The 14,864-nt window shown below is 61.1% G+C and carries 15 protein-coding genes; 5 read left to right on the forward strand and 10 right to left on the reverse strand.

Annotation, left to right across the window (positions count from 1 at the left end):
- Nucleotides 1-13 precede the first annotated feature (13 nt).
- Nucleotides 14-826, forward strand: coding sequence for a DUF429 domain-containing protein (locus tag VW35_RS15460; RefSeq protein ID WP_046143994.1), 813 nt, complete (start codon nucleotides 14-16; stop codon nucleotides 824-826).
- 6 nt (nucleotides 827-832) lie between these two features.
- Here the strand turns inward: VW35_RS15460 and VW35_RS15465 are convergent, their stop codons facing one another.
- The 7 genes from VW35_RS15465 to VW35_RS15495 form a co-directional block, all read right to left on the reverse strand.
- A complete protein-coding gene (locus tag VW35_RS15465) occupies nucleotides 833-1,654 on the reverse strand; it encodes an ABC transporter permease (protein ID WP_046143995.1) in 822 nt (273 codons plus the stop codon).
- Complete coding sequence (locus VW35_RS15470) at nucleotides 1,651-2,406, reverse strand: ABC transporter ATP-binding protein (protein ID WP_046144052.1); 756 nt, start codon at nucleotides 2,404-2,406, stop codon at nucleotides 1,651-1,653. Before VW35_RS15470 ends, VW35_RS15465 begins: the two co-directional genes overlap by 4 nt.
- Before the next feature lie 66 nt (nucleotides 2,407-2,472).
- The gene (locus tag VW35_RS15475) at nucleotides 2,473-3,501 is read right to left on the reverse strand and encodes an ABC transporter substrate-binding protein (protein ID WP_046143996.1); all 1,029 of its coding nucleotides are present in this window, start codon (nucleotides 3,499-3,501) and stop codon (nucleotides 2,473-2,475) included.
- A gap of 262 nt (nucleotides 3,502-3,763) precedes the next feature.
- Entirely contained in the window at nucleotides 3,764-4,015 is a 252-nt protein-coding gene (locus VW35_RS15480) for a TIR domain-containing protein (protein ID WP_046144053.1), read from the reverse strand.
- Nucleotides 4,012-4,593 (reverse strand): AAA family ATPase, encoded by a 582-nt coding sequence (locus VW35_RS15485; protein ID WP_046143997.1) that lies wholly within the window; start codon nucleotides 4,591-4,593, stop codon nucleotides 4,012-4,014. The genes VW35_RS15480 and VW35_RS15485 overlap by 4 nt, the downstream gene beginning before the upstream one ends.
- A 333-nt stretch (nucleotides 4,594-4,926) precedes the next feature.
- Nucleotides 4,927-5,520 carry a GNAT family N-acetyltransferase gene (locus tag VW35_RS15490; RefSeq protein ID WP_046143998.1) on the reverse strand — a complete coding sequence of 198 codons (594 nt, stop codon included), beginning with the start codon at nucleotides 5,518-5,520 and terminating at the stop codon, nucleotides 4,927-4,929.
- 63 nt (nucleotides 5,521-5,583) lie between these two features.
- A complete protein-coding gene (locus VW35_RS15495; protein WP_083982884.1) occupies nucleotides 5,584-6,459 on the reverse strand; it encodes a LysR substrate-binding domain-containing protein in 876 nt (291 codons plus the stop codon).
- A 120-nt stretch (nucleotides 6,460-6,579) separates the two neighbouring features.
- Here VW35_RS15495 and VW35_RS15500 point away from each other — a divergent pair, with 120 nt between their 5' ends.
- The 4 genes from VW35_RS15500 to VW35_RS15515 all read left to right on the forward strand — a co-directional run bounded on the left by VW35_RS15500 (nucleotide 6,580) and on the right by VW35_RS15515 (nucleotide 10,683).
- Entirely contained in the window at nucleotides 6,580-7,599 is a 1,020-nt protein-coding gene (locus VW35_RS15500) for a bile acid:sodium symporter family protein (RefSeq protein WP_046143999.1), read from the forward strand.
- A 136-nt stretch (nucleotides 7,600-7,735) separates the two neighbouring features.
- Nucleotides 7,736-9,319, forward strand: coding sequence for an FAD/NAD(P)-binding protein (locus VW35_RS15505; RefSeq protein ID WP_046144000.1), 1,584 nt, complete (start codon nucleotides 7,736-7,738; stop codon nucleotides 9,317-9,319).
- Nucleotides 9,320-9,333: 14 nt separating this feature from the next.
- Nucleotides 9,334-10,107 carry an MOSC domain-containing protein gene (locus VW35_RS15510; RefSeq protein ID WP_046144001.1) on the forward strand — a complete coding sequence of 258 codons (774 nt, stop codon included), beginning with the start codon at nucleotides 9,334-9,336 and terminating at the stop codon, nucleotides 10,105-10,107.
- A gap of 90 nt (nucleotides 10,108-10,197) precedes the next feature.
- Nucleotides 10,198-10,683 (forward strand): YidB family protein, encoded by a 486-nt coding sequence (locus VW35_RS15515; RefSeq protein WP_046144002.1) that lies wholly within the window; start codon nucleotides 10,198-10,200, stop codon nucleotides 10,681-10,683.
- Between the two features lie 148 nt (nucleotides 10,684-10,831).
- On the opposite strand, the gene VW35_RS15520 is transcribed toward VW35_RS15515, so the two are convergent.
- From VW35_RS15520 to VW35_RS15530, 3 genes are all read right to left on the reverse strand, one after another.
- A complete protein-coding gene (locus tag VW35_RS15520; RefSeq protein WP_052951785.1) occupies nucleotides 10,832-11,509 on the reverse strand; it encodes an outer membrane protein in 678 nt (225 codons plus the stop codon).
- A gap of 113 nt (nucleotides 11,510-11,622) precedes the next feature.
- A complete protein-coding gene (locus VW35_RS15525; protein ID WP_046144003.1) occupies nucleotides 11,623-13,245 on the reverse strand; it encodes an ABC-F family ATP-binding cassette domain-containing protein in 1,623 nt (540 codons plus the stop codon).
- 91 nt (nucleotides 13,246-13,336) lie between these two features.
- Nucleotides 13,337-14,821: a sigma-54-dependent transcriptional regulator gene (locus VW35_RS15530; RefSeq protein ID WP_046144056.1), complete on the reverse strand. Its 1,485-nt coding sequence runs from the start codon at nucleotides 14,819-14,821 to the stop codon at nucleotides 13,337-13,339.
- Nucleotides 14,822-14,864: the final 43 nt, after the last annotated feature.

The following is a 14,864-nucleotide window of genomic DNA, read 5'->3' on the forward strand; positions in this document are numbered from 1 at the left end:
TGTAAGGCGGTCGATGTTGGGCACGGCGATCATTGGATTTGACTCTGCATGGACGGACAATCCGAAGGCGCCTGGCGCGGTTTCTGTCATCGCGATCGATGAAACCGGGGCAAAAACCTTCGTCGCGCCGCGGCTTGCGACGTTTGGTCAGGCACTCGAAGTGATTGCCGGGGAGCAGACGAGGCACGAACGGGTGTTCGTGGCGATCGACCAGCCGACGATCGTGCCGAACCTTGGCGGCGCGCGTCCCGTCGATCGGGTCGCCGCTTCGCTGATGTCCTGGCTCGGGGGCGGGGTGCAGCCGGCTAATCGCTCACGCACCGGCATGTTCGACGCGGATGCGCCGATCTGGGCGTTCAAGGCGGCACTTGGGGCTTCGGACAATCCCGAACTGGCGCGGGATGGCGTCGCGGGGACCTATATCGCCGAGGTCTTTCCGGCGATGTCGTTGCCGAGCATGGCGCTGGAATTTTGCGGGCGGCGCATGGGGCCACGGTATAATCCGGGGCGAAAGGCGACTTTCAAGATCGACGACTGGCAGGCAGTGTTGGTGTGCGCCGCTGCATGTGGGGATGCGCTCGGTATCGACGGCGTTGCGGACTGGTGTGCGGTACATGCGCAAAAGCCGTGGCCGAGCAAAGCGGACCAGGACCTGCTCGATGGGCTTCTCTGCGCGCTGATCGGGTATCTCTGGCTCTTCGAGCCACGATCGCGCCTCTTGATGATCGGCGATCTGATCGAAGGCTATATGGTAGCGCCGGCGATTGGAGAGGCGAGGGCGCGGCTTGAAGCTGCGGCCCTCTTGAGGAGCGTGCCTTGCCGATAGGCCGCTTTAATTGCTCATCGTCGAGCGGTGGGCCCAGCCGGTCATCCGCTTTTCGAGCCATGCCATAAGCGCGTACATCGCGATTCCCTCGATGGCGAGCATGAGAAGGCCGGCAAAGACGAGCGGGACATTGAAGTTGGATTGCGCCGAGGCCATCATGTTGCCCAAGCCATTGTTGGAGGCAACGGTTTCACTGACCACAGAGCCGACAAAGGCAAGCGTGATGGCGACCTTGAGGGAGCCGAAGAAGTACGGCATCGAGCGCGGAATGCCGACCTTGAGCATGATGTCGAGCTTCCTGGCGCCGAGGGCGCGGAGGACGTCTTCGGTCTCGGGCTCGATGGTGGCTAGACCGGTCGCGACATTGACGACAATGGGGAAGAAGGAAATCAGGAAGGCCGTGAGGACGGCTGGAACGGTGCCGATGCCGAACCAGATGACGAGGATCGGGACCAAAGCCACCTTGGGAATGGCATTAAAGCCGATCATGATCGGATAAAGCCCGGCATAGATGGTCTTGGACCAGCCGATGAAAAGGCCGATGCCAAGCCCGGCGGCAACCGCGATGAGGAAGCCGAGGACGGTTGTGTAAAGCGTCTGGAGCGAATTCTTCCAGATCGGGGACCAGTACTGGATGATGGCTTCGAAGATGCGGCTCGGGGCCGGCAGGATGGTATGCGGCAGGCCCGAAAGGCGGACGCCGATTTCCCAGAGTACGAACAGGCCGACGGTATAGAGCAGCGGCGCCAGCCGGATCCAGTCGATCTTGAAGCTATCACGCGGGGGCGGCAGGGTGCTGACGGCGGTGACGGTTTCGATATTGGTCATGCTGCCGCCCTCGCGGTGGCGATCTCGCCATGAAGGCGCTGGACCATGTCGTTGAACGCCGGCTGATAAAGGATATCGAGATCGCGCGGCCTCGCGAAGGGGACGACATGCTCGGAAATGACGCGGCCGGGCCGCGCGCTCATCACGACGACCTTATCGGCGAGAAATACGGATTCGCGCAGATCATGGGTGACGAGGACGATGGTGACGTCCTGACTCGCATGCAGATCGCGGATGACGCACCAGAGTTCTTCGCGGGTAAAGGCATCGAGCGCGCCAAACGGCTCGTCGAGCATAAGAAGCTCCGGCTCGTGGATCAGCGCGCGGCAGAGATTGGCGCGTTGCTGCATGCCGCCCGAAAGCTGCCAGGGGAACTTGTCGCCAAAGCCCTTGAGGCCTACGGTTTCAAGCAGCCTTACGGCCTTGGCGACATATTCGGCCTTGTGGCTGCGCAGGCGATGACGATGACGTTCGACGATTTCGAGCGGCAGGAGAATGTTTTCGAGAGTGGTCCGCCACGGCAGCATGGTCGGGTTCTGGAAGGCCATGCCGACGATCGAAACGGGCTTGGTCACTTCCTGGCCGGCGACGATGACCGTGCCGCTCTGGGGGATATGGAGCCCGGTCGTCAGTTTCATCAGGGTCGACTTGCCGCAACCGGAAGGGCCAACCACGGCAACGAACTCGCCGCGATCGATCTTGAGATCAAGTCCGCTCACTGCCAGCGTGCCTGTGGGCCCGCCATAGCGCATGTCGACGTTTTCAATCGAAACGAGGGGCATGGGAGAAGTCCTTGGCAATGGCGGGACGGATGAGGCTCAGGGCAGCATGCGCTCTTCGGCAGGCGGCAGATATTGCGCGTCGAAAACGTCAGCAGCCGTCACGGCGCCCTTGAGGCCCATCGAGAGCTTGAGCGTTTCGAGGGAAGCGGCAAGGCGCGCTTCATCGACGCCGCCAAAGCCATTTTCGATGACATAGGGCGTCTTGATGTTCATCTCGTTGGCCATGGTGAGACGCGCGGTCTCGGTTTCGAGATTGAGCGTTTCGTTGCGCGCAAGAACGGCAGCAGCGCCAGCGGCCGGGTCGGCGACGGCATCGGCAAAGCCCTTGGCAAGGGCACGGAGGAAGCCTTTGACCGCTTCGGGATTTTCCTCGGCGAAGGCTTCGTTGACGAGGATGGTATTGCCGTAAAGGTTGAGCCCGTGATCGGCAAAGAGAATAGTCGATATGTCGTCTTCAGGCACGCCATTGGCGATCAGGTTGAGGATAACCGAGAAGGCAAAGCCGAAGACGCCATCGACATCGCCCGAGGCCAGCATGGGCTCGCGCACCGGGAAGCCGATGTTTTCAATGGTGATGGTCGAAGCGTCGATGCCGGCCGCGGGGATAAAGGCCTGCCACTGGGCGAAGGCGCCATCCGGCGGAGGGGCGCCGAGCTTCTTGCCTTCAAGCGATTGCGGATCGTCGGTGATGCCGAGCGACTTGCGGCCGACGATGGAAAAAACGGGCTTGTCATAGACCATCATGATGGCCTTGACCGGCTGGGCGGGATCTTCGTCGAGGAATTTGATGAGCGAGTTGATGTCGCCGAAACCGAACTGGTAGGCACCGGTCGCAACGCGCGGGATCGCTTCCACCGAGCCATTGCCGGTGTCGATGGTGACATCAAGACCCTCTTCGGCAAAGTAGCCTTTGTCCTGGGCGAGGAGGAAACCGGCGGCGGGTCCCTCGAAGCGCCAATCCAGCGTGAGCTTGACAGCAGTCTGGGCAAAGGCCGGCGCGGTCATCAAGCCGGCGAGAAAAAGAGCAGAGGCAGCAGTTGCAGAAAACAGCCTGCGGTTGAGCATATTGTGCGATCCCGAAATTGTCCTTGCACCACACAAGCGCAAGGATTTTTCGCACGCAAGTATTAAATGCTCAATTTTTCCTCAATCGAACTCCGCGATTAAAATATAGGCATTGGGTGCGTGGATCTGCTCGTGGGCTGTGCAAAGATGGCTTGGCTAACGAGAAGGCGCGAGCCAGCTTGAGGCACTCCCCATAGGCCGAGAGATCGGTAAGAACGGCATCCGCGGCCACGTCGCGGCGCACAAGCTGAGCGCCTATAGCCTAGATGCCGCGGAACGGGGTGAGGTTGGGGGTGCAGAAATCGGCGTCGCGCATCATCCGCTCGTTGGCAGCGCTGATCTGGCAGCCGAAAGCAAAGGGCGTGACGCCGGTCGGATCAAGATCGTTTTCGGCCATGGTGCTGGGGAAGAAACCTTCCGCCAGCGCCATTTCGCCCTTGATGCGCATCTGTTCGGCGCCATTGGCCAGAAAGACTTCGGGGCCGGCGACATAGACCTTGTGGGTCGGGATCATGTCAGCTTTCTGTCGGCAAGCGCCTTCATGATCCAATCGCGGTAGGTCTCGTCCTTGTCGTTGATCTCGGGGATGACCTTGGATGCTTCACTCATGAAGAAGTAGTAATCGCGCCCCATTTCCTGGCCGCGGCGGGTATGCATGTCGAGGGCGACGTCGGGAATTTCGGGCAGGTTTTCGCCGAGCTCCATGGAACGCTTGGCCCAATTGACCATGTCGTCGCTGGTGCGATCCTTCTTTGAGCTGCAAAGCAGGCGGATGGCGTGGGCGGCAAAGAGGAAGCGATCGCCGGCCGGACGCGGATAGCGCTTGTGCTGCTGATAGAGCGTTTCAACGAGCACTGGCGCGTCGACATTGCCAAAGCCGATGTCTTCGACGGCGATCACGCAGAGGCGCGACCACATCATCTCTTCCATTTCGGGGCTGGTGATGAACATTTCCCAGCCGAGCAGCAGCACATTCTCTGTCATGCCGCGCCGGGTACATTTCTGCAGAGCCGAAATCACTTCATCGGCGGCAAAGTCATTTTCGGTGGTGGTCCGCTGCCACGGATCGGGCGGCTGCTGCACTTTGACCATTCTAATTACTCCTGAGTCTGTAACGGTTATTTCCAGCGCGCTTCGACGCGCCCCACCGCCGCCACGACGAGGCCTGGGCTTGGAAGCAAGATTGCATTGAGACCGGAAAGACTGACCCAGGCCTGCCACAGCGCTTTATGTCGAGGCGCATCACGAGTTCAATCCGCCCTCGGATACGGCGATCCTCGGGCTGATCGAAGCGCTGGTTGCGGCCGTGCCAGCAAGACGCCAAACGCTGCGGAGGTGGTCGAGAAGTTCGCCGCTTGTACCTATCCCTGGATGAACAGCTCGCCCACGGATTGGAACAATGAATGAGGCTGGCCGCTCAGCCTATCACAGCGTCTTGCCCATCCAGATCGCCTCGCCGCGACCGATCTCTTCAAGGCCGATATGCTTGTAAAAGCCATAGGCGCGGTCATTGGTGAGGCTGAGCCCGAGATGCATGGCGGGCGCGCCGGCGTCACGCAAGGAGGCGAGTTCGGTCTCGATCAACTTGCGCCCCCAGCCACCCGATTGCGCCGGTGGCAGGAGGTTGATGTGAAGATGCGCCGGATGGGATTTCGAGATCGTTGGGTCCGAGTGCCTGGGTTGCCTGATCCGGCTTAGCACCACGTCATCGAACTTCGCCTCGGCTTTCCGCTCCGCATATTTGCTGGCGAGCATCGGCCACCAGTCCTTGTCGAGCTGCTCTTCAAACGCCTTGGTATCCGGCGTTCCGACAACGTAGCCGAGCACATCCGCGCCATCGGCAAGAACGAATGCGTGGTCCGGCGCAAAATCCAGATAGGGCACGGACCAAACCAGACCGGGATAATCCGGATCGGAATAAAGCGCTGTTGCGTCGGTGCCGGCATTGGCCGTCAAGACACAGATGGAGAAAAGCGCGTTGCGGTCTTCGGGGCGGGCTGGGCGTATCTCTAGCGACATGGCGGTGGTCTTTCGTGGGAATAGATCAGCATAGCCATCACGGCCATGGTGTGGCGTGGAAAGTTATTCAAAATTGGGAGCCGTCTCTGGTGTCGTACTATCGACAAGGGCCGAGATCAGCGCATTGGCGCTCCGGTGGTGACGGCCCGGGCCGAGCGCGACGAATTCCACCTCGCCCAAATGGGGCAGGGTGAGTTCGTCGTCCACCACAGCAAGTCCGTCGGGGATGAGTCTGGCGGAATGGGCGGCGATGCCGAGCCCGGCGACGAGCGCTGCCCTCAATCCGTTGAGGCTGCCGCTCGAACAGGCCATGCGCCACGGGCGGCGCGCTGCTTCGAGCGCTGCAACGGCGAGGGTGCGCGTGATGGAAGGGGGCGCATAGGCAACGAGAGGCACGGGCTCATCGGGGTTCAGCGAAAAGCCGGGCCTTGAAATCCAGGCGAGCTCTTCGGTCCAGGCGACTTCACCACGGGTATCGCCAGAGCGCCGCTTGGCGAAGATGACGTCAAGCTCTCCGGAATCGTAGCGCTGATATAAAGCGCTCGAGAGGCCGACTGCGAGTTCGAGATCGACCTCGGGATGCTCGTTGCGAAAGGCTCTCAGCACATCGGCAAGCTGGGAGACCGCAAAATCTTCAGAGATGCCGAGGCGCAGTTTTTCGCGATGGGCGGTTCCAAAGAAATAGCTCGACATGCGCTCGTTGGCCTCGATGACGCTGGCCGCGAAATCGCACATGGCGTCGCCATCGGCAGTCAAAGTCACCGCATGGGTATCGCGCACGAAGAGACGGCAACCAACCATCTGCTCCAGTTTCTGGATATGCTGGCTGATGGTCGACTGACGTAGGTCGAGGCTTTTGGCCGCAGCGGTAAAACTCCGCTCCCTGGCGACGGCCAGAAAGGATTTGAGCAGGCTGGGCGGCACTTCCAGAACCGGCACGGCAGAGTTGACCTCTTCTTATCGTGGATCGTGATGACGGAAATCGAAAGGCTCGCCCTATCGATCATGGTCTCATTTCGTTACCCCGAAACCCTGGCACATTGAAACGGCAGGAAACCAATGTCACTCGCTAAACGCCTCAAGCGCTTCGGCCTCGATTATTACCTGTTCCTGCTCCTCGGCACGGTCGTCCTCGCGACGCTTCTTCCGGCCTCTGGGCTCGGCGCAGAAATCGTCGATCAGGTGGCTTATTATGCCGTGGCGCTGCTGTTTTTTCTTTATGGCGCAAAGCTCAATACCAGCGCCATCGTTGCTGGCATCGCGAACTGGCGGCTGCAGGGACTGGTGTTCATTTTCACCTATGTGATGTTCCCTCTCTGCGGCCTTGCTCTGGCAGCGGTGCTATCGCCATGGATTGAAGAAGAGCTGGCGATCGGCATCGTCTATCTTTCGATCCTGCCTTCTACCGTTCAATCTTCGATCGCCTTCACCTCGATTGCGCGGGGCAATGTTCCGGCCGCGGTCTGCGCCGCCTCGCTCTCGAACATCCTTGGCGTCTTCCTGACGCCGGCGCTCGTCGCGATGCTGCTCCATGCGTCGGGCGACGGGATTTCGCTTCAGTCGCTTCTCGATATCGGCTTGCAGATCCTTGCGCCCTTCGTCGCCGGACAGGTTTTGCGACCACTGGTCGGTGGGTTCATCAGCAAGCATGGCCTTATGACGCAAGTCGTCGATCGTGGATCGATCCTCATCATCGTTTATTCAGCCTTCAGCGCAGGCGTCATTGCCGGGATCTGGGAAGAGGTGGGCCCGACGAGCCTTACCATTATCCTTCTTGCCAATGGGCTGCTTCTTGCTGTCGTAATGATGGCGACCTGGTGGGCTGGGCGGGCGGCAGGCCTTGATCCGGCGGATCGGTTCACCCTGCTCTTTTGTGGCTCGAAAAAGAGCCTCGCGAGCGGCCTGCCGATGGCCAATATCCTCTTTGCCGGGCAGGCTGTCAGCATGATCATCCTCCCCTTGATGCTGTTCCACCAGATCCAGCTGTTTGTCTGCGCCATCATCGCGCAGCGGGCGGGGCACCTTGCAAGCGAGCGGGAATTGCAGGCAGCCATGCTTCCGGCCGATGCGCGGGCGTGAACGCCAGCCTTCGCGCATTTGCCTCGGATGAAGCCGGAACGAGTGGGCGGGTCGACCGTTGCGGGCACAGGTTGAGTGCGCGGAGCCGATGAGGTGATCGGCTCGTTTGGGCGCAAAGCGTAGTGGTAATCGTATAATGGGACGAAAGAAGCGGATCGCGCTGATCGGGGGCGGGCCAACATCGGTCTATACGCTCAAGAACTTGCTGCAGAGCGCGGACGAACTCGATATCACCATTTTCGAGGCGGGACGCGTCGCCGGATGCGGTATTCCCTATTCGGAAGAGCACAATACGCCGGACATGATGGCCAATATCACGTCGGTCGAAATTCCGCCGGTGCTCGTGTCGCTGGCAGACTGGGTTCGCTCGGCCGATCTGCATCTTTTGAACAAATTCGGGATCGATCGGGCGCGAGTCGGGGAGCGCGACTATTATCCACGCGTCTTGATCGGAGCCTATTACGCCGACCAGCTCGCGCGCATGGTTGCGGGCTCGGCGCCCTGGCATAAAGTCGGGATCGAGACCGAAACGCGTGTGCTCGACATCAAGCCAATGAGCGCCGGGTTCGATGTGGTGGTGTGCCGCAAGGACACGACGAGCAAGCGCCGCTTTGATGCGGTGGTCATGGCAACCGGACATCTGACGCAATCGCTCAAGCCGAAACGGGTGAAGGGGCTTTATCGCTCACCCTATCCGATAAAGGACCTGACACTGGGCGGGGATGGGACAGCGCTTATATTGGGGTCGTCGCTGAGTGCGATCGACGCCGCTGTCGGCCTTGCCATGCGGCACGGCAAGTTTGTCGGCGAAGAGGATGATCTCGCCTTCAAACTTGAGGCTGGCGCAAAGCTGCGTCTCGTCATGGCGTCACGCAAGGGGACGGTGCCCGATGCGGACTTTTTCTATCCGATCCCGGAAGAGCCGCTGATGATCTTTACGCCAGCGCGGCTCGAAAAGCTGCGGCACAAGGGCAAGGACGGGTTGCTCAACAAGGCCTTCACGCTGTTCAAGCAGCAGCTTGAAGTGGACGATCCCGCCTTTCTCGACGGGCTGGGGATAGCGCGGCTGACGCCCGAAAACTTTGCCGAAGCCTATTTCGAGATGCGCAAGACCCGGCAGGGGTTTGCCGCGATCGAGGACGATCTCAACCAATCCAAGATCAATTATCGCGACCGTCGCGTCGTGATGTGGCGCTATACGATGATGCGCGCTCATGAGGTGTTCGGCACCGTGGTGCCGTACCTTGACGAGCGCGACCTCAAGCGGTTCCGGCAGCACCTGGCGCCGGCCTTTGCCGATGCATATGGCTGCGTGCCGCACCTGTCGATCGCGCGGCTCCTGGCACTGCACCGGGCGGGGTGTCTCGATATCGTTGCCTTGGGCGAAAATGGGACGATTCGCTATGACGCGGGTCGCTTTACCCTCGAAGCGGGCAGGCAGAAGCAAAGCTTTGCAACGCTGATCGATGCGCGTGGCCAAAGCACCGCGTCCATTTCCGAACTCGGTTTCGATCAACTCGACCGGGCGCTGGCAACGGACGACATCTTGAAACGCACGAACGGCCAAAGCCAGGACGATCAGTTCCGGTTGCGGCTCAAAGGGCAGCCCGACGCCGACATTTTCTGCATCTCGATTCCGGTCATGATGGAGCGCTATCCTTTCGCCCAAGGGCTCGTTGCCTGCTCGGAAGCCGCGGAAGTGGTGGCGACCGCGCTTTGACCGGCGGGCTGACGATGGCGGTTTTCCGGATCGAGACGATCTTCATTTATCCCGTGCGGTCGATTGGCGGCATGGCGGTTGCGGAGGCTCAAATTACGCCGGGCGGGTCTTTGCGCGGGGATCGCGAATGGGTGGTTGTCAGGCCCGATGGCAGCTTGCTCTGGCAGGGCGACATTCCGCGCATGACTTTGCTATCCGCGTCGATCGAAACCGATGGGCTCAGGATCCGCGGACACGATGGCGGCGTTGGTCCTGTGCCGAGGGATATAGCCGGCGGAGACGTCGCGGTGCGGCAGGACGGTTATACGCTTGCCGGCATCGACCAGGGCGACGAGATGGCCGAATGGCTCGGTGCGCAATTAGAGACGCCTTGCCGGCTCGTGCGGGTCGGCGAAGAGGCGCATCGCTGGGGTGGGCTTAACCCGATCCATGCCGTTTCGCTCGCGTCGCTGGCGGCGCTCAATGCCCGTCTTGTCTCAGCCGGCGAGGCCGCGGTCGAGGTCGAGCGGTTTCGGGCCAATGTGGTGCTGGGCGGCAGTCACGCCGCTTTTGCCGAGGAGGCGGCCGACGAATTGGTCTTCGAGGACGCCTCGCTGGTATTGCGCGAGCCATGCGTCCGATGCGAATTGCCCAATATCAGCAGGGTTGATGCCCGTCGCGGCAAGCAGCCTCTCAAGGCAATTGGCATGATGAGCCGCAGCCGCCCGGCGGCGCGACCCGCTTCGTTCGGGACCTACTGCACGGCAAAAGGGACGTCGCTTCGCCTCGGCATGTCGACGGAGGTTTGAGTGGGGTAGCCGGAGAACGAATGAACTCGGAACGATCATTTGTTCGCTGTCGTTTTGCTTAACCTGAACTCACCAGCAAGGACAACTCTCATGGCCAAGTCACCCTCCCTCGTCGCGCTGCTCGGCTTGTTGGCAGTTGCGGGTTTCCAGCATCGGGACAAAATCCAGGATGCGCTCAAGGGTCTTTCCAACAATAGCGGCGGCGCCGGCCAGAGCGGAGGGCTTGGCGGGATGCTGGGCGGCCTCGGCGACCTGATCAACGGCAAGCCAGGCAGCGGCAACGTGCTGACCGGTGGCCTCAACGATCTCCTCGACAGCTTTCGGGGCAATGGCCAGAAGGAAACGGCCGATTCATGGACGACGGTCGGTGTGCCGACCAAGGGCCTGACGCCGCAGGAAGTCGAATCCGCCATCGGCCGCGACACGCTGACCGAACTCAGCCAATCAACCGGGCTTTCCTATGACGAACTGGTCAAGCGGCTCTCGACCAATATTCCCGACGCGGTCGACCGGCTGACCCCGGAAGGCCGTTTCCCGGCAACAGACGACGAAGCCCGCCGCAGCCTTTTTGGCTAGGACCGAGTGCGGCAATCATCTTGAAAAATCCAGAAGCACGGAGGGGAGCAGAATGAAAGCTGCTCCCCTCATTCATTGTGTCAGCGTGGCTGTTGGCTTATCGCAAAAGTCATTCCACGCATGGGAGCGCGACAGACCTTCTTAGCACCTAGAAGTGATAATTGACGCCGGCGCGGATGACGCTGAACTTATGGCCTACTTCGCGCGAACCACCGGGGAGGCCGCCATAGCTCTGGCTGCCGAGGTCGACGTAAAGATATTCAGCCTTGACCGAAATGTTCTCGGTCGCCTTGGCTTCAATGCCGAGACCGGCGGTCCAACCGACATGCGTGGCGTTCTGCGAGGTGGTGACCCCACCGTTGATGACCTGGGCGGTGCCGCGGCCGAAGGCGGCGCCGAGGGTCACATAGGGCATGACTTGGCCAAAGGTGCCGCCGGCACGGGCGCGCACGGTGCCGAACATATCCATTTTGCCCTCGAACGTGCCGCCGCCGGCCGCCGGCTCGTTGTAGCCGAGATTAGTCCATTGCAGGTCGGCTTCACCGCCGATGACGAGACCGCCCATGTCCGCATTGAAACCGGCCTGCGCGCCGGCATTCCAGCCGCTAGAGGGATTGTTGGTGTTGACGATAGCGGGATTGACGGTCGTCGAGCCCCAGCTATAGCCACCCGCAACGCCGGCATAAAAGCCGTTCCAGTCGGTGACGGAGCTCGAGGAGAAAAGGGGCGAGGTCGCCGGAGCAGGATTGTTCCAGCCCAGATCCGCGGCGCCTGCGGATGCGGTCAGCGCCAGGATGGCGGAAAGAGCAATGGCGGAGCGTTTCATTTTAGCCTCGTCGAAATGCCAGGTGTTTAGAGGCAAAATCGGCCGAAGATATTAATGATCGCGAAAGGAATAAGGTTAACGCCCCGGGTTTTATCGAAATCCGGTGGAAAGCGTTAGCTATGCAGGCCAGGGGCTTCCTGGCCGGTCGACTGCACATATTCGGTATAGCCGCCGCCATAGGTGTGCACCCCTTCCGGCGTCAGTTCGAGCACGCGATTGGAGAGGGCGGCGAGGAAGTGCCGGTCGTGGCTGACGAAGAGCATCGTGCCTTCATATTGGCTCAAGGCGGTGATCAGCATTTCCTTGGTAGTGATGTCGAGGTGGTTGGTCGGCTCGTCGAGGACGAGAAAGTTCGGCGGATCATAAAGAAGCTTGGCCATGACAAGGCGCGCCTTCTCGCCGCCCGAAAGCACGCGGCACTTCTTTTCGATCTCGTCGCCTGAAAAGCCGAAGCAACCGGCGAGCGTGCGGAGCGCCGACTGACCTGCCTGAGGAAAGGAATCTTCGAGCGATTGCACCACTGTGCGGTCGCCATCGAGGAGATCCATGGCGTGCTGGGCGAAATAGCCCATTTTGACGCTGGGGCCGATCGCTACGGAGCCGGCATCGGGCTCTGCAGATTTCGCCACGAGCTTTAACAGTGTCGACTTACCGGCGCCGTTGACGCCAAGAATGCACCAGCGCTCGCGACGGCGGACGTGGAAATCGAGGCCGGAATAGATAGTCTTGGATCCATAGGCCTTATCGATGCTTTTCAGCAGCGCGACGTCTTCGCCGGAGCGCGGAGCGGGCCGGAATTCGAACGCCACCGTCTGGCGGCGCTTGGGCATTTCGACGCGGTCGATCTTGTCTAGCTTTTTCACCCGGCTCTGGACCTGGGCGGCGTGGCTGGCGCGGGCCTTGAACCGCTCGATGAAGGCGATTTCCTTGGCGAGCATGGCCTGCTGACGCTCGAACTGGGCCTGCTGGTTCTTGTCGGCGATGGCACGCTGCTGCTCGTAGAAATCGTAGTCGCCCGTATAGGAGGTGAGGGCGCCGGCATCGATCTCGACGATCTTGTTGACGATGCGGTTCATGAACTCGCGATCGTGCGAAGTCATGAGGATGGCGCCGTCATAGGTCTTGAGGAAATTTTCGAGCCAGATGAGGCTTTCAAGATCGAGATGGTTGGACGGTTCGTCGAGAAGGAGGACATCGGGCCGCATCAGCAGGATCTTTGCCAGCGCAACGCGCATCTTCCAGCCGCCGGAGAGGGCGCCAACATCACCGTCCATCATCTCCTGGGAAAAGCCGAGGCCGTCGAGGACTTCGCGCGCGCGCGCATCGAGCGAATAGCCGTCGAGTTCCTGGAACTGATGCTGAACATCGCCATAGCGCTCGATGATCGCGTCCATCTCGTCGGCGCGGTCCGGGTCGGCCATGGCGGCTTCGAGTTCGGCCATTTCAGCGGTCAACGCGCCGATCGGGCCTGCGCCCTCCATGACTTCGACGGCGGCAGAGCGGCCGGACGTTTCGCCCACATCCTGGCTGAAATAGCCGATGGTGACGCCGCGATCGACCGAGACCTGGCCTTCGTCTGGCTGTTCCTGACCAGAGATCATGCGGAAGAGCGTGGTCTTGCCGGCGCCATTGGGGCCGACGAGCCCAGCCTTTTCGCCGCGCTGCAGCCCGGCCGAGGCCTCGACGAAGATCAACTGCTTGCCGTTTTGCTTGCCGATGCTTTCGAGGCGGATCATGGGGCGACTGCTCTATGGGTAACGTTGCGCCCCTAAAGCATCTGGGTCGACCGAGCGCAAGGCGGCGTTTTGCAACGCGGCCCTGCTCGGCTCACGCCGCGTCGTTGATCAGGTTTTCGGCCATGCCGTATTCGTGGAGTTTTCGATAGAGTGTCGAGCGGCCGATGCCGAGGGCGCGAGCGACGCGGGACATGCGGCCGCCGTGATAATCGATGGCAAAGGCAATGGCTGCGCGCTCGATATCGGCAAGTGGCTGAAGATCACCGGCGGGGTTGAGGAAGCGATCCTGTGCGGGGAGGGCCACAGGATCGGGACGCAGCCGGGCAGGCGCGCTGTCGATATGGATGGGTGCTGCCAGAACCGGCGCCTGGCCAACCGCGCGCACGGCTTCTTCCCGGCCGGCAGACTGAGCCAGCATCTGCGGAAAATCCTCGGCTTCGAGGAAGGCGGCTTCGCTCAGGACCACGGCGCGATAAACGGCGTTTTCGAGCTGGCGGACATTGCCCGGCCAATCATAGGCCGACAAAAGGTCGAGCGCCGGCGGGGTGATGCCGAGGACTCGCTTGCCGGCTTCGGCGGAAAAACGGGCAATGAAGTGCGAGACAAGGTTGGCCAGATCTTCCATGCGCTCGCGCAGCGGCGGCACGTAGATGGGGAAGACGTTGAGGCGATAAAAGAGATCTTCGCGGAATTCGCCGGTCTTGGCCAGATTGAGGAGACGGCGATTTGTCGCCGAAATCAGGCGGACGTTGACCTTTTCCGCTCGGCTGGCGCCGACCGGCTCGATCTCGCCTTCCTGAAGAGCGCGCAGGAGTTTCACCTGGGTGTCGAGTGGAAGTTCGCCCACCTCATCTAGAAACAGCGTGCCGCCATGGGCCTCGGTAAACTTGCCGGCCTGGTCGGCAATGGCGCCGGTGAAGGCACCCTTCTTGTGGCCGAAGAGCACGGATTCAACGAGATTTGGCGGAATGGCGCCGCAATTGACGGTGACGAAAGGCTTGCCGGCTCGGTCGGACGAGCCCTGGATGATGCGGGCGACGAGTTCTTTGCCGACACCGGTCTCGCCTTCGATCAGTACCGGGATCGGACTTTTCGCTGCCTTGGCGGAAAGCGCCAGAACGCGCGCCATCGAGGGGGCACTGGCGATCATGTCGGCGGGCGTCAGTGTGCCGGAGCGGCGCGCATGCTCTGAGCGGATAGCGGCTTCGAGCGTGTCGAGCTTCATCGCATTGCGCAGCGAGACGATGAGGCGTTCGGGCGAGACGGGCTTGACGAAATAATCAGCCGCGCCCTGACGCATGGCCGAAATGACGGTTTCGAGTGAGGAATTGGCAGTCTGGATGATGACCGGCGTCGTCAGTCCTTCGGCACGCATCGCCGCCATTACGCCCATGCCGTCGAGATCGGGCATGACGAGATCAAGGATCATGGCGCCGATCTTGCGGTCTTCGCGGAGGAGAGAGAGTGCCTGGTCCCCGCCGGTGGCCGTGATCGGCTTGAAGCCTGCCCGATTGGCGATTTCAGCGGTTAACCGGAGTTGCACCGGATCGTCGTCGACCACAAGAACGCGCGTCATGCCTGTCCCAAAGCTGATGTCGTTGTTCGGCACGAATCGGTTG

The sequence above is a fragment of the Devosia soli genome (genome assembly GCF_000970455.1).
GTDB lineage: Bacteria > Pseudomonadota > Alphaproteobacteria > Rhizobiales > Devosiaceae > Devosia > Devosia soli.